Source organism: Sphingomonas sp. Root720 (assembly GCF_001428605.1).
GTDB lineage: Bacteria > Pseudomonadota > Alphaproteobacteria > Sphingomonadales > Sphingomonadaceae > Rhizorhabdus.
Genome location: NZ_LMID01000001.1, coordinates 299,002 through 319,807, shown reverse-complemented (window position 1 = coordinate 319,807; position 20,806 = coordinate 299,002). Strand labels below are relative to the sequence as shown.

Here is a 20,806-nt window from a genome sequence, read left to right as displayed (position 1 = left end):
CGGGGCGCGCCTTCAGCCGACCAGACGCGTGCGCCCTTCCCAGAAGGGCTTGCGCAATTCCGCCTTGAGGATCTTGCCTTGCGGTGAGAGCGGCAGCGGCTCCTGCCGAAATTCGATGGTCCGGGGGCATTTGTATGACGCGATCAGCGTGCGGCTATGCGCGACGAGGCTATGTTCATCGGCGGACCCGCCGGGCTTGAGCCGGACAATCGCATGCACGCGTTCGCCCCAACGTTCGTCGGGGACGCCGATCACCGCGCATTCGGCGACGTCGGCATGGCTGCTCAAGGCGTTTTCGACTTCCGACGAGAAGATATTCTCGCCGCCCGACACGATCATGTCCTTCAGGCGATCGACGATGAAGAGGAAGCCGTTCTCGTCCATATGGCCGGCATCACCAGTGCGCACCCAGCCGTCGACGATGGTTTCGGCGGTGAGCTCGGGCTGATTCCAGTAGCCGATCATCCGGCCCGGGCTCCGGACTCTGATCTCGCCCACCTCGCCATGACCGCAGTTTGTACCGTCGGGCCGGGTGATCTTCACATCGACGCCCAGCGCCGCGCGGCCGGCGGATCGCAGTAGCAGATTGCCGTCGCGCCCGTGAAACCGTGGCTCCAGGATCGTGGCGATCGGGGCCAGTTCGGTCTGGCCATAGCCCTGCATGAAGCTGGCATTGGGGAAGATCGCGATCGCGTGGCGCAGCAGGTTTTCGGAGATCGGCGCGGTGCCGTAGCGAACCAGCTTCATCGACGAGAGATCGCAGGGATGATCGGCCAGATGCTCGCGCAGCATCTGGAACATCGTCGGCACGATCAGGGCCGCCGAGATGCGCTCCCGCTCGATGGTCTGGACGAGCGCCGCCGGACTGAAGGCCGGCAGGATGACATGGGTTCCCGCGAACAGTGTGTTGGCGATTACCGCGCCCGCGCCGCCGACGTGGAACATCGGGGGGAGGTGCAGGAAGATGGGATCGGGCGGAAGGGGAACGGTCGCCTGCACCGCGAAAAAGCTGAACATCAAATTTTCATGCGACAGCATCACCCCTTTCGATCGCCCGGTCGTGCCGCCAGTGTAGAAGAGGGCGCACAGCGCATCGCCCCGTCCGCACACATCCGGCACCGCGCCGTTGTCGGTGATCAGCTGTTCGCTGGTGGCCATTCCGGCGGTCTCTTCGAGGGCCGCGTCCAGGGCGATGATCGTGACCTCGGGCATCGTCTTGCGGAGCAAATCGGCGAGCGGCAGATAATCATGGCCCAGCAGGATAGTGCGTGCCCCGCAATCCTCGATCGCGAAGAGATGTTCGCCGGCGCTCCAGCGATAATTGCCCGGGACGAGCACGGCGCCTGCCCACCAGATCGCGTACATCGCCTCGATATAGAGATCGCTGTTCTGGGCGATGATCATCACGCGATCGCCGGGATCGAGCCCGAGGCTCTTCAGGCCGGCCGCCAGCCGCGCGATCCGATCGGCAACCTCGCGCCATATGCGCCGTCTGTTGCCATAGACAGTCGCCGTAACATCCCCGCGGAGCCTGGCCGCACGGTGCACGCCTTGCGTCATGCGTATGATGGTGTGTCCTCCGTTCGGCAGGGGGCATGCAGGCCTGTGGTCACAGCGCACCTGCGGCGTAAAGACGGGCGATCCCTTCCTGCGACAGCCCCCGACGGGCGAGGATGTCGCGGCAGTCTCCATCGTGTTTCTGGATCGCGCCGGGCGTTACCGAGAATCGGGGAAGGGGGCTCGGCTGGGTTACGCCGTCGACGACGGTGAACGACCCCCTGGCGATATTGTGCGGATGGTTCGGAGCGTCGCGCATCGACAGGACGGGTGCGACGCAGGCATCGACATCGGCGAACATATCCGCCCAGTGTTGAAGAGGTTTGCCCGCGATCGCTGCCTCCGTCCGCAACCGCAGTGCAGGCCAGCACGATCGATCGTTGCGCTCGTCCAAAGGCGCGGCGACGCCGATCCGCTCGAAGAAGGTCTGATAGAATTGCGGCTCGATACAGCCGACCGCGAGAAACTCGCCGTCGGCGCAGCGATAGGTTCCATAATAGGGCGCGGTGCCGTCAAGAAAATTGGTAGCGCGTTCATCCTGCCATCGCCCATCGGCCAGGAAGCCGTAGATCTGGCTCATCAGGGCGGCAGCGCCGTCGCTCATGGCGGCATCGACCACTTGGCCGGTGCCAGTCGTGCGGGCGTGCAAGACACCTGCCAGCAGGCCGACCGTGAGGAACATCGCGCCGCCGCCATAATCGCCGACCAGATTGAGCGGGGGCGTAATGTGATCGGTCGTCCCGATCGCGCTCAGGGCACCCGAGATCGAGATATAGTTGATGTCATGGCCGGCGCGCTGGGCGAGCGGGCCCGTCTGCCCATAGCCGGTCATCCGGCCGTAAACGAGCGCCGGGTTGCGCTTCAGGCACGCATTCGGCCCGAGCCCAAGCCGTTCCATCACGCCCGGCCGAAATCCCTCGATCAGTGCATCCGAATTCTCGACGAGCCCGAGCGCGGTATCGACCGCCGCCGGATCCTTCAGGTCCAGGCGGAGGACAGGACGCCCGCGTCGCGTGACTTCGGCTGCAGTGCGCCGGGGCATCTCCGGGCGCTCGATTCGCAAAACCTCTGCGCCGAGATCGCTCAGCAGCATGGCGCAGAAAGGCCCCGGGCCGATGCCGGCGAACTCGATTACGCGCAGTCCTTCCAATGGTCCTTTAGACATGACGATTTTTCCTTGAATGGGTCAGGCGGCCGCAGGGCGCATGTCCGCCGGCAAGGCAGCGGCGCTGCTGCTCTGCTCGGATGCGATGTCGGCGGCGACGTGGCGGGTACCGAAGAGGTAGAAAACGGGCGGGAACGGGTAAAAGAGCATTCCGGCCAGCAGGCCGATCCGCAGCGCGTCGGCAAAGCCGTTGGCCTGGGCTATATCGCTTACGGTGCCGACCACGACCGGGCCGAGGCCGACGCCGATCAAGTTCGACGCCAGGATCGTGAGCGCCACGGCGAGCGCGCGCAGGGTGGACGGCACGACCGTCTGGATCAGGGCATAGACCGATCCAAAGCCCGAGGTGAGGATCGCGAAGCCTATGAACAGCAGGCCGACCGCGAGGTGAAAGGACGGAACGAATAGCGACGCCAATATGAAGGGCGAGGCGACGATATAGCCGCCGATTGGGATGAAGAGTGCCCAGCGCGTATCCTTGACGACGAGCGGCGTCGCGATCAGGCCGCCGATCAGGATGCCGGTCATCGAACCGATCCCGTAGGCGAGGCCGAAATAGGTGCCGATCTCTCCCACGCCGACATGGAAAGTGCGGGCATAGAAGGAGGGTAGCCATGCGACGAGGCCGCCCACCGGGAACCCCGAAAAGGCAAGACCGGCGAGGAGGTAGGCGTAGGATTTCCGACCGAAGAGCAGCTTGAGATCGGCCCAGATATTGGAGGAGCCGGGCGCGGCCGCGGAGTGGCTGCGCTGCGGCTCCGAAACCCACATCAGCACGATCGGCACGAGCAGCACCCCGGCCACACCGAAGATGTAGAAGGTTTCCCGCCAGCCGACGATCTGCGACAGCCAGCCGCCTAACGAGAGGCCGATCATCGCGCCGAGCGGCTGACCGGCGGAATAGATGGACAGGACCGCTACCCGTTCTTTCAGCGGAAACATATCGGCGAACATCGAATGGGTGGGCGGCACGCAGCCCGATTCCCCGGCGCCGACGCCGATCCGCGCGAGCAGTAAGATCAGGAAGCTGGTGGCGCCGCCGGTGAGCGCCGTCATCACGCTCCAGACCAGGACGGCAAGCGCAATGATGTTCCGCCGGTTACCCCGATCGGCCACGCGTGCCACCCACAGGCCGACCAGCGCATAGGATGCGGTGAAGGCGAGGCCGCTCAGCAGGCCGAGCTCGGCATCGCTAGCGCCGAATTCCTTTTTGATCTCCGGCAGGAGCACCGATACCGCGCTGCGATCGACATAGCTGATGATCTGGCAGAGCAGCAGGATGAAAACCGCCATTTTCAGGCCTTGATAAGCCTGAGGGCGCGCGGATGGCTGCGCGGCCTCAGCCATGCGTCGCCACGATTTGGTTACGCAGGATGCCGATGCCTTCGACTTCAAGCTCGACGATATCGCCAGTTTCGAGCAGGCGGCCGGTTTCGAGCCCGCAACCCGTGCCGATGGTACCCGAGCCGAGCAGTTCGCCCGCGTGCAGCGTCTCGCTCATCGAGATGAAGGCGATTAGGTCCGCGAAGGAATATTGCATCGATCCCATCACCCCGCCTCCCTGTACGACCCCATTGATCCGCGACGTCATCTTCGCGTTGATCGGATCGAATGCGTCGGCGGTGACGATACATGGGCCGATGATGTTGGCCCCATCGAAATCTTTGCTGCGGGCCGGGCCCAGCGCCAGCATTTCATCGGGCTGAACGTCCCGCGCGCTCAGATCGTTGAAAATCGTGTAGCCGAAGATATGGGTGTTCGCATCGTTCTTGGAGATATTGCGGCCGGTCTTTCCGATCACCACCGCGACTTCGAGTTCGTAATCCATCCGTAACGAAAAGGGAGGCCATTTCACGACGGTATCGGGCCCGACGAAGGCGAAGCGGTTGCATTTGTACCAATAGGGCCGCGTACTGAAGAAATGATCGATCTTCGCGTGTTGCTCAGGCGTGCGCTCAGCCCGTCCATCGATCAGGTTTCGGCGGTCGATCGCGTTGACGATATGCTCCTTGAAGCACAGACAATCGCGCATTTGGGGAGGAAGCGGGATGGGCGCTAGTAGATCGCCTGTGCCGGCGAGCGTTACCTCATCGGCCGGGTCATGCGCCTTTACGAGGCTGCGCAGCGCCGCGAGCGCCGCATCGCCGCCCTCGATCAGATCCAGCATCGAGCCGAAATGCGGATGCGGGCTGCCAATGCTGCGCTGGTGCGCCGCCTGCGCATCGAGCACAAGGCCTTGCCGATCCAGCATCACGCCCAGTCTGCCGGCTGGAAATCCGCCGGCGCGGTAGGTGACAAGTCGCATTTTTGGCGTTCCTCTCGCTGATCGCACCGTGTCTGAACAAGGGCGATATCGGTTTCCCCCCCTTGCTCGGGTGGCTGCAAAGGATGCCTGGTTCAGGTGGCAAGCGACGCGCGGGCTGCAAAGTCCAAATCGCGGGTTTACGCTGCAATATCATGCGGCGGACATTGCCGTTTCCGACCAGTCCACGCCGATCAGAATGACGAAACATGGCGATCAGCTCCTGAATCTGACGCTCCTCGAAGCCGCGGCGTCCGCCGCGCACATGGGCGAACGCCACAGGATCTCGTCTAACATCGCGCGCGTGAAATTACGGACCAGCGCGCGTCCGTAAGGCCTGTCGCGCCGAGAATAGCGATCGTCGACGGTTGCTACATCGTCATGGATACCTCCCTCACACTGGTCAATCGCGCGATGTTGATCTGGACTTTGGCGTATCCCGCTTCCCGGGTTTCGAATATCGCGCGATTTCGATTGGTGGGTAGGATCCTCAACTGCAGAACATGTCGATTGCGGCCACCACCCGTGAAGGGGGGCATTCGGCTAATGAGGACTTGTCATTCTCAATGTCCCAGCAAGGCGAGCACAAACGAGGCTCGCGATGAAGGAATGGGGAGGGGATAGCTATGGAAAGCACCAATCACTTTGTGCGGGTGAGCCTATATACGCTGGCGGTCGGCAGCTTGCTGCTAGGTCCGCAGGCTGCGCTGGCGCAGGCCGCGGCGGCACCGGCGGGCGAAGCGCCGTCGGCGAACAGCATTCAGGATATCGTCGTTACCGCGAGAAAGCGTTCGGAATCGCTGCAGGCGGTTCCAGTTTCCATCACTGCCGTGACGGGCGATGCGCTGGCACGCGCGGGCGGCATCAGCTTGGCCGACGTCAGTCGCCAGGCGCCGAATCTGTATTTCGAGAAGGCGGATGCCTCGATCCCGTTCGTCTATATCCGCGGCATAGGTAACCGCAATTTCGATCCAGGCACCGACACGTCGATCGGTATCTTCGTCGACGGCGTCTATCAGGCCCGCCTAAGCGGCCTCGATCTAGACCTGTTCGACGTCGATCGCATCGAGGTGCTGCGCGGACCGCAGGGCACGATCTATGGCAAGAACACCATCGGTGGCGCAATTTCGGTCACGACCCGCGAGCCAGGGCCCGAATTCCGGGCGCGCGCCATGGCGGAGGTCGGCCGTGGCGAAACCAGCGGAGACTGGTTCTATGGCACCACCGGTTCGATCTCGGGCCAAGTGGGCGAAGGGGTCTATGGCTCGATATCGGGCGTCTATCGCCAGCGTGAAGGTTGGGCGCGCTACCTCACCATTCCCGGCCAGCGCGGCGGCGGCAATAAGAACTGGGGCATCGACAGCAAGCTGAAGTTCGATCTCGGCGAAAATGCCAGCCTGAAGCTTGACGCCTTCTACAAGTGGCAGAATGCGACGCCGCTCGCGCTGCACATGAACGACTTCAACAATACGCGTCCGGTGACGACGCTGGCGCCGGGCGTGGTGTCGCCCGATTATCCGGACAATCCGTTCACGTTGATCGGCAACGATCCGTCCTATCTGCGCAAGCGGCAACCCGGCGGATCGGCCACGCTGAACGTGTCGCTCGACAGGGTCGACCTCACCTCTATCACGGCCTATCAGCATAACAGCCTGTACGAATTCTATGATGCCGATGCGTCGAACCAGTTCTTCTTCAATTCGGATATCGGCGAGAAATCGTCGCAATTCTCTGAGGAACTGCGCGCAACCGGCACGTTCGGCCAGTTTAGCGGCTTGGTTGGCCTCTATTATGGTCAGGAAAAGGTCCGTCGCTTCGATACGAACTATTATGGACCCAGCAGCCGTAACGGCGCGCTGGCGGGCGGCACTCTGAACCGGCGCGTCGATTTCGACCTAGATACGAAGAGCTATGCCGCCTTCGGACAGATCGACTGGAAGCCGACCGATCAGCTTACGGTGACGGCGGGCGCACGCTATAGCCGCGACCGGAAGCAGGCGGATTATCAGCTTACCAATGATCGCGGACCGCTGATCTTCATTCCCTATCAGCTCAGCCTGCCGACGAAGACGTTCACTTCGTTCGATCCCACCGCGTCCGTCAAATATCAGTTCACCCCGGCCGTCATGGCCTATGCATCCTTCGCGACTGGTTACAAATCGGGCGGCTTCCAGTATAATGCGCTGACGCCTCTTTCGGCGAGTCAGACGGTGCGGCCCGAGGATGTGAAATCCTATGAAGTCGGCATCAAGAGCCGCTTCCTGGACAACCGCATCCGCGCGAACCTCGCGGTGTTCCGGATGGACTATAGCGACCTCCAGACGCTGCGTTTCATCACCGTCAACGGTCAGAGCATCAATGTCATCAACAATGCTGCCAAGAGCCGCATAACGGGCGTCGAGCTGGAAACCCAGTTCCAGATCACGCCAGAATTGCGCCTAACGGCCAACTACTCACATCTCAATGCGAAATATCGCAACTATGTGTTCAACGCGACGGTCGACTTCAGCGGAAACCGTATGCAGTTCGCACCGCGGAACAGCTTCTACATCGCGGCGGACTATGATGTGGATCCCTTCTCGCTGCATGTCGGCTATAATTGGCGGTCGCGCTTCTTCCATGCCGCCGACAACAACAAGACTGATCTCAACTCGATCGAGAAGCCGCTCGGCTTGCTTGAGGCGATGGTGGCCTACAAGATCACGCCGCAGCTTCGCCTGAGCGCTTTCGGCAACAACCTGCTCGACAAGCGCTACCGGACGCTCGTGATCAACGTCACCGGCTTCACCCAGCGCGAGGTCTACGCTTCGCCGAGAACGGTCGGCCTGCGTTTGAACTTCGACTACTGAGTAGCAAGGGGGCGACTGCCTTGGAGGGCTGGCGGGTATCCCGTCGGCCCTTTCTTTTGGTGGCGCTTCCCGTGCCGTCCACCCGAAGCGGGTAGGGGATCGGGCGGCTCGCAACATTATCCCCTCGGCATCACATGAGACGGAGACCCGAACGATGAAGGTGGGCGCGGCGATCGCCGAGATTTTGAAGCGTGAAGGGGTCGAGTATATTTTTGGATATCCGGTGAACATGATCACCGAATTCGCCGCCGATGCGGATATCCGTTCAATCATCGCCCGTTCGGAACGCGTCGCGGGGCACATGGCGGATGCCATGTCGCGCGTGAGCAGCGGCGAGAATATCGGCGTCTATTTCATGCAGCACGGGCCCGGCATCGAGAATGGCATGGGCGCCGTGGCGCAGGCGTTCGGAGAGTCGGTTCCGATACTCGTCATCCCGATGGGCTATGCCCGCAACGAGGCGTGGGTGGAGCCTAATTTCAACTCTTCGGTGAGCCTGCGGAGCTTTTCCAAGTCGGTCGAGCCGGTCGTCTCTGGCAAGCATCTGCCCGATGTGATGCGGCGTGCTTTCAGCCGGCTTCGTTCGGGGCGCGGGGGTCCGGTCGTGGTGGAAGTGCCGATCGACATGTGGGACGAGGAGGTGCCCGAACCGCTGCGTTACACCCCGGTTCGCAAGGTACGCTCCGGCCCCGATCCGGATGCTATCGTTGAAGCGGCGGACATGTTGCTCGCAGCGGAGCGTCCGGTCATCTATGCTGGCCAGGGCATCCATTATGCCAAGGCCTGGCCGCAGTTGTGCTGCCTCGCCGAAACTCTCGGCGCGCCGGTCACGACCAGCCTCGAAGGCAAGAGCGCCTTTGACGAGACTCATCCCTTGTCGCTGGGCTCAGGCGGCTTGGCGCTGCCGCGCACGGTGCGCCATTTCCTCGACAATGCCGATGTGATCTTCGGCGTCGGCTGCAGCTTCACCAAAACGCTGTTCGGCGTGCCGATGCCGCGCGGCAAGCGGTTCATCCATGCGACGCTCGATCCCGCGCATTTCGACAACGAGGTTCCCGTAACGATCGGCATTTTGGGCGATGCGGCCCTCACGCTCGATGCGCTGATCGCGGAGATCGACCGCCGGCTGGACGGGAAGGCGCGCGACTGGTCAGCCGTGGTCGAGGAGATCGACATGGTTCGCGCCGAATGGATGGCGGCCTGGGCGCCGAAGCTGACGTCCGACGAGACGCCGATCACGCCCTATCGGGTGATCGGGGATCTCATGAAGACCGTGGATGTGGCGAATACGGTCATCACCCATGACGCTGGCAGTCCGCGCGATCAGCTTTCGCCTTTCTGGCGGGCCGTCACGCCGCTGGGCTATCTCGGCTGGGGTAAGACCACGCAGCTTGGATATGGTCTCGGCCTCGCCATGGGGGCGAAGGTAGCCCACCCGGACAAGCTCTGCATCAACCTGTGGGGAGACGCGGCGATCGGGTTCACCGGCATGGATTTCGAGACCTGCGTGCGCGAACGAATCCCGATCCTGTCGATCCTGTTCAATAATTTCTCCATGGCGATGGAGACCCACATCATGAAGCGCTCGCACGAGAAATTCGGCACGATCGACATCTCGGGCGACTATGCGGCCATGGCGCGGGCCTTCGGAGGCTATGGTGAACGGGTGACCGACCCGGCCGAGATCGTCCCGGCGCTCAGGCGCGCGATCGCGCAGACCGAGGCGGGCGTGCCCGTCCTGCTCGAATTCATAACCTGCAAGGAACTCGCGACATCGAAGGAGACGCAGCGTTATGCGCAGGCCGAGCGGCCGGCGAACTGATCATGGGCAGCAAGCGCGTCCCCGCCTATAATATCCATGATCTCGAACGGCTGGCGCGCCGCCGCTTGCCCCATGGCCTGTTCGAATTCATCACGCGCGGCGCGGAAGATGAGATCACGCTCCACGAGAATCTGGCGAGCCTGAAGCGGATATTCCTGCGGCAGCGGGTCGGGATCGACGTTTCTGACCGCGATCTGTCGATAGAGCTGTTCGGGCAGCGGCTGCCATTGCCGATCATCGTGGGCGTGACCGGCCTGTCGGGCATGGTGCATTATCGCGGCGAAGTGGAGATCGCACGGGCGGCGCTGCGTGCCGGGGTGCCCTACACCGTGGGATCGACGAGCTTCACCGCGCTGGCCGATCTTCCCGCCGAGCGGCGCGACAAGCTCTGGTGCCAGATATATCCGACAAAGCGCCGCGACGTGTTCGACTACCAGGTCGAGAAGGCTGCCGAGGCGCGGGCCGGGGCGCTGGTGATCACCATGGATTCGGCGATCGCATCGAACCGCGAATATATGCGCCACAACGGGTTTAACATTCCCATCAAGCCGACGCTGCGGACGGTGATCGATACACTTGCCCATCCCGGATGGCTAATCGGCACCTATCTACGATACTGGCTGGAGGGCATGCCGCGCTTTGCCAATCTGCCGCCGGGGCATGGCCAGCTGTTCAAAAAGGATGCCGACGTCACGGGCCTGGCCTTTGGCGAAGATTTCACCTGGCAGGATATCGCCGAGCTGCGCCGTCGCTGGCCGGGCCCGCTCGTGCTGAAAGGCATTTCCACGAGAGAGGACGCAGCGATAGCCGCCGATCATGGGATCGACGGCATCATCGTTTCCAACCATGGTGGCCGGAGCCTCGATGGCTGCGTGGCATCGATCGCGGCATTGCCGGAGGTCGTCGATGCGGCCGGCGAGCGCTTGGCCGTGATGGTCGATGGGGGCTTTCTGCGCGGCTCCGATATCGTGAAGGCGTTGGCGATGGGTGCGCGTGCCGTGATGGTCGGCCGGGGCACGCTATATGGCCTTGCGGCGGCGGGCTATGAGGGCGCGTCCCGTGCACTATTCTTGTATCGCGAGGAGATATCCCGCGCGATGGGCCTCGTCGGTTGCCGTACCGTGGCCGCGCTCGGGCCCAACCATGTGACGGTGCCTTCTGCAACGGCGATGCCGTCAGGTTGGCGCTAGCGGCGCGAGGCTTCTGAGTCGGGAAATGACCCGGTCGATATGCGGATCGTCGTCGCTGTCGAACATCACCGCTGCAACCATATGGGTCAGCGGCCCTTCCGGTTCGACGGGTAAGGCGATACCTATGAGGCCCCGGTTGACGCTGCCCATGTCGACCGCGACGTTGGACGTGCGCGCCTCGTCGATGTCGCGACGCCACCGGTCATAGGAGGGCGCATTGCCCCAGCGGATGAGATCGAACCGCTTCCGCAACTCGCCATCGGGCCAGCTTTGACGGGCCGCGACCAGACGCCCCATAGCGCCCAGCAACATCGGCAGTCGACGGCCGACGGCGAAGGTGATCCGCATCGGCGAGGATGACTCGGCGGCCTGCACGAGTTCCAGCGTATCATCGACGCGCCGCCACAGGGCGATCGTCGCATCGAGGTCTTCCGCCGCGCTTTGCATCAGCTGCCCGAAGCGAACGGCCCGATCATGCTGTTCGATCAAAGGCACGGCCAGCTCGACGAGACCGCTACCGAGCGCATAACATTTGCTGTACGCATCGAAGTTGACGACGCCTTCGAAGTGCAGCGTTCGAAGGATGTTGTGGACCGTCGAAACGTTCAGTTCGAGCTCGCGCGCGATGGTCGACAGGCGCATCGGGCCATCGGCACAGCCGAGGCAGCGCAGGATCCGCAAGCTCGCGGTGACTGCGCCGACCGCCTTAGCGGGAGCGACCGCCGCAGCGTCACCCGATCGGGACGACGGCCCCGTCACATCATGCGCCCATCATGTCGGGCGCCCCCTGAGCCCCCCGAACCAGGCGGCCCGGCAGCTCGCCTGTGGCTTGGCCATCGCGGTAGATCACCTTGCCGGACTTGATCGTTGCGACATAGCCTTCGGCATCCTGCATCAACCGGCGCGCCCCCGTGGGAAGATCATAAACCATATAGGGCACCGATAGCTTGAGGCGATCGAAATCGATGACGTTGATATCCGCCAGATAGCCCGGCGCGATCACTCCGCGATCTAGCAGTCCGACGGCTTCCGCCGTTTCCGAGGTCTGCGCGTGAATGGTTTCGGCGAGATCGAGCAGCGGGCCGCGCGAACGATCGCGGCACCAGTGGGTAAGCATGAAGGTGGGCAGGCTGACGTCACAGATCGCGCCGACATGGGCGCCTCCGTCGGACAGGGCCGATAGCGTGTCCGGATGAGTCAGCATCGTACGGACGTTGTCGAGATTGCCTTCGTGATAGTTCTGCATCGGGAAGAAAAGGAAGGCGCGGCCTTCATCGGCGAGCAGCGCGTCATAGACGATCTCTTCTGGATTGACGCCCGCCGCCTTTGCCCGCGCGCCCACGCTGGTGGCGGGATCGGGTTCATAATCGACATCGCCTTTGATGAGGTAGATCTTGTCATAGGCACCGACGAGCGAGTTGATGAACGGATGGCCGTCGAGCGGCTTCTCCGCGACCAGCTTCGCCCTGAAGGCCGGATCGCGCATGATCGCGACCTTCTCCGCCAGCGGTTTGTCTAGGATTTCGATGAAGGAGGGCCGACTGATGAAGGGATGGGCGGACCCCTGCAGGCCGAGCATAAGGCCCACCGGCCGCCCCGCGACCTGCGCCTTGATCGGGTAGCCATCGGCCACGGCCGCTTCGAGGCGTGTGAGAAGTTCGCGCCACTGATCGGGAAAGGCCTCCGCTTGGATCAGCGAGAAGGTGAGCGGCTGGCCCGAGATGCGCGTCAGATCGCGCATCAGCTGAAACTCCTCCTCCATATGGTAGAAGTCGCTCACGCATTGCATGACGCCGCCCCTGGCGTCGGCCATACCGCCGGCGATTGCTTCCATCTCCGCGCGGGCCGCGCGGAAGGTGGGCGTATAGTCGCCGTCCGCGGTGCGATGCAGAATGGTGCGCGTGGTCGTAAAGCCGAGCGCGCCCGCGCGGATGGCATCCCGCAAATAGGCTCGCATCTGCTGGTTTTCGGCGTCGGTCGCCGCCGAACGGTTCGCTCCGCGATCGCCCATGACATAGACGCGGAGCGCGCCGTGCGGCACCTGTACCGCGACGTCGATATCGTGCGGCAACCGCTCAACGGCATCCATATATTCGAGGAAGCTTTCCCAATCCCAGGACATGCCTTCCGACAGGGCCGAGCCGGGAATATCTTCCACCCCCTCCATCAGCCGGATGAGCGTATCCCGATCGCCGGGCCGCACCGGGGCGAAGCCCACGCCGCAGTTGCCGGTGACGACGGTCGTCGCGCCCAGCGTCGACGACGGGGTCACGCGCGCATCCCAGGTAATCTGGCCGTCATAATGGGTATGAATATCGACCCAGCCCGGGGTGACGATCCGGCCGGCCGCGTCGATCTCTTCCCGGCCTTTTTCGTCGACGACGCCGACCTGGACGATCCTGTCCCCCGAGATCGCAATATCGGCCCGGACGGGCGCGCTTCCCCGCCCGTCGAACATAAGACCGTTTCGAATGACCATATCTAGCATGACGCTGCTCCGACTGTGATGCCATCGGGCATAATCGGGATCGGCATAGCGTCCATGGAAAATACTATGTGGAGTAAATTTTACTCTATGGAGTAAATTGCACTGCGGCAATGGTGCCCGAACGTGGGCGGTCGGACTTAGAGAAAACCTAGGGCTTCGGCGCTTTTCAGGACATTATGACGGTCGCCGACGTCGAATTTCGCGTAGATGTTCTTCTGGTGCCACTTGATGGTCTCGCCGGAGACCGTCAGCATCTCCGCGATCCGCTGCTTGGTGAAGCCGCGCGCCATGAGTTCGAGCACCTCACGCTCTTTCAGCGTGAGGATGACGCCGGGCTCGGCGGAATGGGGAGCGGCTTTAGGCTTGATCGAAGCATGGGCGGCCGGGCTTTTGTACAGAACTGCCATGTCCGCTTGCAGCACGCCCGCATCGGCTTCGTCGATGCTCAGATCGCGGGCCCGTTCGAGAGGCGATGCCGGTTGCGCGCCACCGCAATGCGCGAGCAGCTCCGCGATCATCAGGCGGTCATAGGCGCGCCCGCGTCGCCTGGCGATCTCATCGGCTTCGGTGAGCCAGAGGCGGGCATTGTCCCATTGGCGGAGCCAAGACGCCATTTGCGCGAGGCCGAGCAAGGCGCTCAGCCGCGTCAGATCCTGCCGGATCGGCCCGAGGGCGGCTGACGCGTCGATGATGGTGCGCAAGGCGCGCTCGGCCTGTAAGGCGAGCATCGCTCGGCCGCCCATGATCGCGATCCGCCCGGCCTCCGCCTGCGCCTGGGCATGGACCTTGTGCAGGCCCCGGCTTTGCGCCTGGTCCGATAGAATGGTCAGATAGCGAAGGGCATCGGAGAAGCCGTTTTCGGCCGCCGCGAGCCTGGCTGCGGTTATATATCCCATTTGCAGCGCCGACGGGTTGATCCCATCCAGCTCGGCCTCCCCCCAATGCGTGAGGAGTTGCCGCGCCTCTTCCTCACGCCCGGATTGGCGGTGCGCGGCAGCGAGGGCGGCGGTGAGCTGAAGGGTGGCATTAGCGTCACGGCCGAGACGATTCTCCGCAAGCGCCTGCATCGGCTGGAGCACGCGGATGGCGGCAGTCGCCTGGCCAAGATCGAGCAGGGCTTCCCCATCGCGGAACCCGGTGGAGCAGCGGAAGCCGAAGTTGCCGGCGTGGCGCCGCGCGTCGTCCGATGGCAGGCTGTTCGATACGAAAAGCTCGACCTCGCCGGACTGCTGCGCAAGCCAGCGCGCGAGATTGCGAAGCGCCGTGTCCAGCAGCGCGGGAAGGGGCCTGCTGCCACTGATCCTTTGGAGCAGAGAGGCCACCTTGTCCGGATCGTCGTCCAGCGTCGCCAGCATCGCCAGTATTACCAGATGCTCGTCGGTAAGCCCGCTCGAAGCCGGTCCATCGATACCCTGCGCCTCTAGGCAGGTCCGGACCGCGGTGGCATCTCCCAGCATTCCCAGGGCGTAGATCGTCGAGGGGCTGCGAAGCAGATCGAGCGAGATTTGCGAAAGCCATTGCTTGGCGATCCGCCCTTCGCCGGATGCCGCCAGCTCCGCCAGCATTTCGTCGATCAGCTTCACCGCATGCTCCATCTCGCCAGCGGCGAGCGCGTGTCCGATGGCGTGATGATGGTGGCGAGAGATAAGTATACGCGCGGCGTTGCTATGAAGCTTGCGATACTGAGCCGGGCGCTCGGCAACGGTGACGAGAAAAGCCATGCCTATCGGGCTCAAGGCGGTCCGGCCTTCGCCGTCATAGCGGAAAAAGGATGTCCGCCGTGTCAGGCGTTCGATGAGATGACTGACATCCTCCACCCCGGTCAGACTGGCGATCAGGGCATGATCGTCGAGGCTCTCGGTCAGAACTGAGAGTTCGAGCAGGAAGCTGTGTTCCATCGCATCGAGCGTGGACCAGATATTGTCCCTGATCCACGCTTCGATCGAGGGCCATATGCCCAGCAGGCGCAGGGACTCCTCCAGCGGCTGCGTCGCCTGGCTGATATGCTCGGCGGCGCATTCGACGGCGATCGGCCAGCCGGCGGTTATCGCGAAAAGATGCCGCAAGGCGGGCCCCTGTAGGTCCGCGCCGGAAAAGCGCTTAACGCGCTCGGCGGTTTCCGTGAGGGTGAGCGAGAGAAGCGCTTCGTCCAGAATGCGCAACTGGCCACCTGCCACCAGCGGCATCAGCCATTTCATGTCGAGATCAACGGCGCTCAGGATCGCGCCGAAGCCGTTCGGCATATCGGAGAGCAGTTCAACGAGCGCTTCCAGATTCCGGTCGTCGAGATGATGGAGATTATCGACGATGAGAATGCCGCCATCGGGATTGGCCTGCAGAAAGGTTTCGGCGGCTTCCCGCGAATAAGGCGAAAAACCTGAATGGCTTTGTGGCGCCGACGCATCCAGGCTGCAGACGGATTTGCCACTTGCCGTCAGCAGCCGCCGCCATCGATCGAGCGTGCGTTTCTTTCCGAAGCCGGGCGGCGCCAGGATCGCCAGGACCTCGAAGTCGTCGAGCAGGTCGAGCTGCTGATCAAGCCGTGCTTGCCAGCTGTTGTCAAACCAGTCTTCCGGCAGCTGGGATTTCATCGCCCTATCCTAGCTGCGCGTAGCGCAGTGAGCTCGCCGCCGCCGGCATCGCGTGGCGCGCGCGAAAAGGAAAGCCGAAGCAGCCCCAGGGCATTGGCCCGGTTGACCGCGTGGCGGCGATCATTAGCGCCCAGCTTGTCGAAGAGGCGGCTGACATACCATTTTACGGTTTCGCTGCTAAGCTTGAGATCGCGGGCGATCGCCTTGTTTGAGAGGTCGTTGCTCAACCCTTCGAGGACACGTTGCTCGCGCGAGGTCAGTTTGACCATCACCGGCTTCTCCAGTACTTCTATCCCGGTGTCTTCGGCCGCGTCGGTGCGGAGCGATCCAAGGGGAAGCCGCTCGATCCCTAGGCGGGCCATCAGCGAGCGCCAGTCGGCGGTCCCGATGCGCCAGCCCTTGCCCGACGGCGCATCTTGCGGCCCGCCTGCCCGCGCCGTGCGAAGCGCCTCGATCTCCGCGAGATCCATGGTTCGGCGAAGCTGCTGTGCCGCGGCTGCGGCCTGGTCCAGCACTGCCGCCAGCTCTTCCTGCTTGTCCAACGAACTGAGCAGATGCGCGCGCGCCAGCAATACCTCCAGATCGATACGGGCTGCGTCGATCGGCATATCCCTGGCGATCTCTAGCTGGACCTTCTCCAGCGTTCCGAACGTGAACGATGCGAGCATCTGCTGGCGCCCGAGCGCATAGACACGGACACGTTCCGCCAGCGCCAAGGCGCGCAGGCGGGGAAAGTCCTGTTCGAGCGCGATCATCTCGAGCCGATCCAGATGATCGAGACATTTTGTATAGTTGGATTGCAATGCGGCCAGCCGCGCGGCCGTCAGCAAACTGGTGTAGATCACGCCGGGGATGCTGTGCCCCGCCATCGCATCGAGCCGTTCGACCAGCAGCGTGGCGGCCTGATCGACCTTGCCCGCCTGCAGATAGGCTGCGGCCAGCATGGAGGATGCGAGCGCGGTAAGGCTGGCCGCTCCACCAAGCCGCGCCTCGCATTCCTCCACCAGCGGTTCGATCGCGGCGACCGCATCGTCGGCGCGGCCCACGGTGAGCAACCGTTCGGCATCAAGGAACACGGCGACCGACCGAGTGAGGCGCAGCGGCGCATCATCGCTCCGCACCGGGCTGGCAGGCATGGTGCTGCGTGCGGATGTCCACAGGCCCCGCTTGGAATCGGCGCAGCGGCGCATGTTTGCGTAACAGGCGGCGGCGATCTTCGTCAGGCGTTCCGGCGCGGAGACAGCGGCGAGCAGCGTTTCGACCTCATCATAATGATCCCGCCGGGATGCATAAAGCGCCCGCACGATCAGCCGGTGATCGGCTGTCAGATGCGCCAGAACCCAGCGGGCCCGTTCGAGATTTTTCGCAATGAGATGCGTCAGCGCAACGGCGAGGCAGAGATCCTGCGATGCGATCAGTTGATCGCGCGGGATCGAGGAAATCCAGTCGAGCGCGCGTTCGAGCTCGCCTGCGGCGACTAGCTCGAGCAGATGGGGCTCCATAAGGCTCAACGCGAAGGCCTGATCGCCGCCGGCCAGAGCGTGATGGATCGCCTCGGCATAGGCGCCATGCTCCGCGAACCATCGTGCGGTAAAGCGATGGGTGCGGTTTCTGCGGACGGTGTTCGGCGACAGGCCGTTGAGATGATCGCGGGCAATCGGGATCAGGGCAAAGGCATTTCGGCCGGATCGCATGAACAGCGGGGTTCGGATCGCCAGCCGCGCCAGTCGACGACTGCCGTCCCGCCTCTCGGAGATATGATTGGCCAGCTGCGGAGACACGGCGTCGAAGAGGGCGATGCTGGACAGGAAATCCCGCTCTTCCTGCGTCAGCCTGGCGAGCGCAGCCATCAGCCATTCCGAGGCCAGGCCCTGCTCGCCACGCGCCAGCGATAGCTTGCGGGGCAGGCGGCCCATATCCGCAACGGCGATATTGAGCAGGGCGGGGATGCCAGCGCAGCGGTCCAGATCGTTCGGCGAGCATGTCGTTCCGCCAGCCCGCTGCCGCACGAAGAACGCCGCCTCGGCCCTATCAAACCGCAATTCCTCCGGATCGATAATCCGCGTGAAGGGCAGGGACGAGCGCAGCGCCTCACTCCCGGCCACAAAGATCGCAACGCCCCGCTCGATTAGGGGTGCCAGCAGATCCGGCGAGCAAGCATCGTCGAGCGCATCGATGAAGACGGCGCGCTGGGCGGCCTTGGATGCTTCCATCCGGAAGCGGAAAGGCCGGGCCATATCGCGCCCATCCAGATCCTTGCCCGAGAGCCACAGCGTATCGACGTCGCGCGAGCGCAGTTCGTAGAACCAGTAAGCCAGCAGCTGCGTCTTGCCGAAGCCGGTGGGGGCGAGAATGCCCGTGAAACCCGCGGGGTATGGATCGGGAAGCTTGAAGCGCTCGCGCAACATGAAGCCCGTCCTTAACCGGGGCATATCGGTGAGCACATGATCGCAATCGATCAAGGGCGCGCGCGCGCCAATGAGCTGCTCATTCTGCATCGCTCTCTCCATCGCCGCCGTTATTAGGCGACTGACGATCACTTATTATACAGTTGTTCGTCTAATGGCAATCGGGCGCCGTTACCACGCTGCCGCACCGCCTTCGATGCGATTCGGATGCAGCGCCCATCTCGGCTGAAACAGCAGGCAGATACATGGAGCCTGATCGCATGGAGCCTGATCGCATGGAGCCTGATCGCATGGAGGCTGATTTGCCGGCTGGGATGACCATGGGCTCACGTATAGGGTAGGCGGCTTGCCTATTAGGCGCGTCTCTTTATTGAGCGGCATGCGCATGCCGACTTTATCTTCACTAATCGCGATGGACCATATTTGCTGTCGGTTAGCCAGATGAGAATGGAAGACCGCTGAAGCCATATTGTTCGATCGCGCGGATGAGGACGGATGCTTCCCGCAGTTGTGATTACTGCGAGGTTGGTCGCCTTGGGCGTTGCGTGGCGCCGCGCAGGTCAGCGGCAGGATCGCGTTTGATCCGGACGGTGGCGACCGCGTACCGAAACACCCGGCTGAGCACGCTGCGAAGGCGATGGGCGGTCTCGAGCGCGCCCACGGCCTCGACCTTCTTCAGCACCGCGAGCGCAGCCTTCGGACGGGTGGCTTCGATGGGGAGGGCGCCGAGATCCGGGAAGGCCTTGCCGAGCTGCCAGCGTATCGTATTGATCGTGACTTCGGACAGAGCCTCGCGCTCGCACTTCTCGATTTACTCGTCGGCGACGTTGTGGAAGCTATTGCGGCGGACGACCGGCGGGAGCGCGCCCATATCGATTATGGCGACTTCCAATGGGCGGCCACGGGCGAACGGCTGACGGCCGAAACCTTCGCCAGATATCGCAAGTCGGATCCCGCCGGCGGCGTGGTGATCTTCGTGATCCCGGAGTCGGCCGTCGACGCGGCCGTCCTCGATCCGCAGGTCGCCATTGCTTCCGACGGGCTGCCGATGGACCGGCCCAACGTCCATCCTCGCGGCGCGGGCAGTTTCTCGCGCGTACCTCGGCTATATGTTCGGGAGCGCAGGTTGATCGGTCTCAAGACGGCGCTTGCCAAGATGACGATCGTGCCGGCCAGGCGGCTCGAGAAGATCGCGCCCGCCATGGCCCGCAAGGGGCGCGTCCAAGTCGGCGCGGACGCCGATCTTGTTGTTTTCGATCCCGAAACCGTCAGGGACAACGCGACCCATGAGATGCCGCTGCGTGCGTCGACTGGATATCGCTACGTGCTCGTCGGCGGTGTGATCATGAACGAAAATGGCGCCATAGACCGGACGCGTTTCCCGGGCGTTGGCACCAAACGGTCAACACCCTAGGCAATTGCCCAGTCTGGCAGCCCCAGACCAGGGGGGCACGGGAGGTGGGCATCGCGCCCGCAAAGCTTCGAGTGCTCGGGCAGGACCCACCAATGCCATTGAGCCATTAAAAATCTGCCGGTTTGGCCGCCGCGATCGGCGATCTCCCAACTCTCCGACAGGGTGGGTCTCTCGCCCTCACCGTGCCTTCGGCGGCTGCGCCAGCTTGAGGATCGAGGCGTGATTTCGCGCTATGTCGCCCTTGTCGACCCCGAGACCTTCGGCCTGGCAGTGACAGCCTTTGTTCGCGTTCGGCTCGACAGCCAGGATAACAAGCATCTCGCCATATTCGAGCAGGAGATTTCAGAGATCGCCGAGGTCATGGAATGCTATTTGATGTCAGGAGACGCTGATTATCATCTCCGGGTGCTGGTTCGCTCTCTCGACGATTTCGAATATTTTCTTAGGCACAAACTCACCAGGATTTCTGGCGTATCCCAGGTCACAACGAGCTTTGGTCTAGGCAAGTGGTGTATCGGACTGCGCTTCCGTCGGACATCGCGAGCCAAGATCGTGCAGCCGCAAACCTCTCTCCGACGTTCGCATGGCTATGGGCTACTTGACCGGTTGTCACACGACATTCCACCATCGCTACCATCTCGTCTGGGCACCGAAATACCGGTTCAAGGTGCTCCGCGGCGAGGTTCGCCTGAGGGTTCGCGAGATCATCCGGCAGGTATGCGCGGAGATGGGCGTGATGATCATCAACGGCGTCTTGTCGAGCGACCACGTCCATATGTTCGTCAAAATCCCGCCGCACGTCTCGGTCAGCGATTTTGTCCGTCGCGCTAAGAGCCGCTCGTCGCGCAAGATCCAGCAGGAGTTCGAGCATATCCGAGCCCGCTACTGGGGGCAGCGCTTCTGGCAGAGGGGCTATTTCTCAATCACTCCGGCAACATCACCGATGATATCATCATGCGATATCTCGACCGACATACCCACAAGCAACGCTTCAGCCCCGCCCGATGACCCTACCGGCGT

The 20,806-nt window shown here is 63.0% G+C and carries 13 protein-coding genes and 2 pseudogenes; 6 read left to right on the top strand and 9 right to left on the bottom strand.

All coding sequences use genetic code 11. The annotated features are described in order from the left end of the window. Positions 1 to 12 precede the first annotated feature (12 nt). The 4 genes from ASE22_RS01485 to ASE22_RS01470 are packed head-to-tail and all read right to left on the bottom strand — an operon-like array spanning position 13 to position 5,027. Positions 13 to 1,560 carry an acyl-CoA synthetase gene (locus ASE22_RS01485; protein ID WP_200933259.1) on the bottom strand — a complete coding sequence of 516 codons (1,548 nt, stop codon included), beginning with the start codon at positions 1,558 to 1,560 and terminating at the stop codon, positions 13 to 15. A gap of 49 nt (positions 1,561 to 1,609) precedes the next feature. Then, a complete protein-coding gene (locus ASE22_RS01480; protein ID WP_056353988.1) occupies positions 1,610 to 2,722 on the bottom strand; it encodes a CaiB/BaiF CoA transferase family protein in 1,113 nt (370 codons plus the stop codon). 21 nt (positions 2,723 to 2,743) lie between these two features. Beyond that, positions 2,744 to 4,015: a spinster family MFS transporter gene (locus ASE22_RS01475; RefSeq protein WP_056353984.1), complete on the bottom strand. Its 1,272-nt coding sequence runs from the start codon at positions 4,013 to 4,015 to the stop codon at positions 2,744 to 2,746. Between the two features lie 46 nt (positions 4,016 to 4,061). Further along, positions 4,062 to 5,027: a fumarylacetoacetate hydrolase family protein gene (locus tag ASE22_RS01470; RefSeq protein ID WP_056601328.1), complete on the bottom strand. Its 966-nt coding sequence runs from the start codon at positions 5,025 to 5,027 to the stop codon at positions 4,062 to 4,064. Positions 5,028 to 5,677: 650 nt separating this feature from the next. On the opposite strand from ASE22_RS01470, the gene ASE22_RS01465 reads away from it, so the two are divergent. From ASE22_RS01465 to ASE22_RS01455, 3 genes are read left to right on the top strand one after another with little or no spacing between them, the layout of a single operon-like run. Beyond that, positions 5,678 to 7,873 carry a TonB-dependent receptor gene (locus tag ASE22_RS01465; RefSeq protein ID WP_235538112.1) on the top strand — a complete coding sequence of 732 codons (2,196 nt, stop codon included), beginning with the start codon at positions 5,678 to 5,680 and terminating at the stop codon, positions 7,871 to 7,873. 28 nt (positions 7,874 to 7,901) lie between these two features. After that, entirely contained in the window at positions 7,902 to 9,695 is a 1,794-nt protein-coding gene (locus tag ASE22_RS01460; RefSeq protein ID WP_321163663.1) for a thiamine pyrophosphate-requiring protein, read from the top strand. 2 nt (positions 9,696 to 9,697) lie between these two features. After that, on the top strand, positions 9,698 to 10,885 hold the full coding sequence (locus tag ASE22_RS01455; RefSeq protein WP_056353973.1) for an alpha-hydroxy acid oxidase: 1,188 nt from the start codon (positions 9,698 to 9,700) through the stop codon (positions 10,883 to 10,885). On the opposite strand, the gene ASE22_RS01450 is transcribed toward ASE22_RS01455, so the two are convergent. The 5 genes from ASE22_RS01450 to ASE22_RS27960 all read right to left on the bottom strand — a co-directional run bounded on the left by ASE22_RS01450 (position 10,871) and on the right by ASE22_RS27960 (position 19,135). Next, entirely contained in the window at positions 10,871 to 11,644 is a 774-nt protein-coding gene (locus ASE22_RS01450) for an IclR family transcriptional regulator (protein WP_156397449.1), read from the bottom strand. The genes ASE22_RS01455 and ASE22_RS01450 overlap by 15 nt on opposite strands. A 1-nt stretch (position 11,645) precedes the next feature. Beyond that, positions 11,646 to 13,373 (bottom strand): N-acyl-D-amino-acid deacylase family protein, encoded by a 1,728-nt coding sequence (locus ASE22_RS01445; protein WP_056353967.1) that lies wholly within the window; start codon positions 13,371 to 13,373, stop codon positions 11,646 to 11,648. A 137-nt stretch (positions 13,374 to 13,510) separates the two neighbouring features. After that, positions 13,511 to 15,964: a helix-turn-helix transcriptional regulator gene (locus tag ASE22_RS01440; protein ID WP_056353965.1), complete on the bottom strand. Its 2,454-nt coding sequence runs from the start codon at positions 15,962 to 15,964 to the stop codon at positions 13,511 to 13,513. Beyond that, complete coding sequence (locus tag ASE22_RS27425; protein ID WP_056353962.1) at positions 15,961 to 18,462, bottom strand: helix-turn-helix transcriptional regulator; 2,502 nt, start codon at positions 18,460 to 18,462, stop codon at positions 15,961 to 15,963. Before ASE22_RS27425 ends, ASE22_RS01440 begins: the two co-directional genes overlap by 4 nt. Before the next feature lie 424 nt (positions 18,463 to 18,886). Next, positions 18,887 to 19,135, bottom strand: a complete 249-nt coding sequence (locus ASE22_RS27960) for a phage integrase central domain-containing protein (RefSeq protein WP_414894451.1) — start codon at positions 19,133 to 19,135, stop codon at positions 18,887 to 18,889. A gap of 66 nt (positions 19,136 to 19,201) precedes the next feature. On the opposite strand from ASE22_RS27960, the gene ASE22_RS01430 reads away from it, so the two are divergent. The 3 genes and pseudogenes from ASE22_RS01430 to tnpA all read left to right on the top strand — a co-directional run bounded on the left by ASE22_RS01430 (position 19,202) and on the right by tnpA (position 20,794). Next, positions 19,202 to 19,786: an amidohydrolase family protein gene (locus ASE22_RS01430; protein ID WP_414894450.1), complete on the top strand. Its 585-nt coding sequence runs from the start codon at positions 19,202 to 19,204 to the stop codon at positions 19,784 to 19,786. A 162-nt stretch (positions 19,787 to 19,948) separates the two neighbouring features. Then, a pseudogene (locus ASE22_RS27420) lies at positions 19,949 to 20,227 on the top strand (Lrp/AsnC family transcriptional regulator); the annotation flags it as partial. Positions 20,228 to 20,375: 148 nt separating this feature from the next. Beyond that, a pseudogene (tnpA, locus tag ASE22_RS01425) lies at positions 20,376 to 20,794 on the top strand (IS200/IS605 family transposase). Positions 20,795 to 20,806: the final 12 nt, after the last annotated feature.

Bases quoted from the DNA above. Each gene is read 5' to 3' on its own strand.
- ASE22_RS01485 (WP_200933259.1), bottom strand. From the start codon at position 1,560: ATGACGCAAGGCGTGCACCGTGCGGCCAGGCTCCGCGGGGATGTTACG.
- ASE22_RS01480 (WP_056353988.1), bottom strand. From the start codon at position 2,722: ATGTCTAAAGGACCATTGGAAGGACTGCGCGTAATCGAGTTCGCCGGC.
- ASE22_RS01475 (WP_056353984.1), bottom strand. From the start codon at position 4,015: ATGGCGGTTTTCATCCTGCTGCTCTGCCAGATCATCAGCTATGTCGAT.
- ASE22_RS01470 (WP_056601328.1), bottom strand. From the start codon at position 5,027: ATGCGACTTGTCACCTACCGCGCCGGCGGATTTCCAGCCGGCAGACTG.
- ASE22_RS01455 (WP_056353973.1), top strand. From the start codon at position 9,698: ATGGGCAGCAAGCGCGTCCCCGCCTATAATATCCATGATCTCGAACGG.
- ASE22_RS01445 (WP_056353967.1), bottom strand. From the start codon at position 13,373: ATGCTAGATATGGTCATTCGAAACGGTCTTATGTTCGACGGGCGGGGA.
- ASE22_RS01440 (WP_056353965.1), bottom strand. From the start codon at position 15,964: ATGAAATCCCAGCTGCCGGAAGACTGGTTTGACAACAGCTGGCAAGCA.
- ASE22_RS27425 (WP_056353962.1), bottom strand. From the start codon at position 18,462: ATGCAGAATGAGCAGCTCATTGGCGCGCGCGCGCCCTTGATCGATTGC.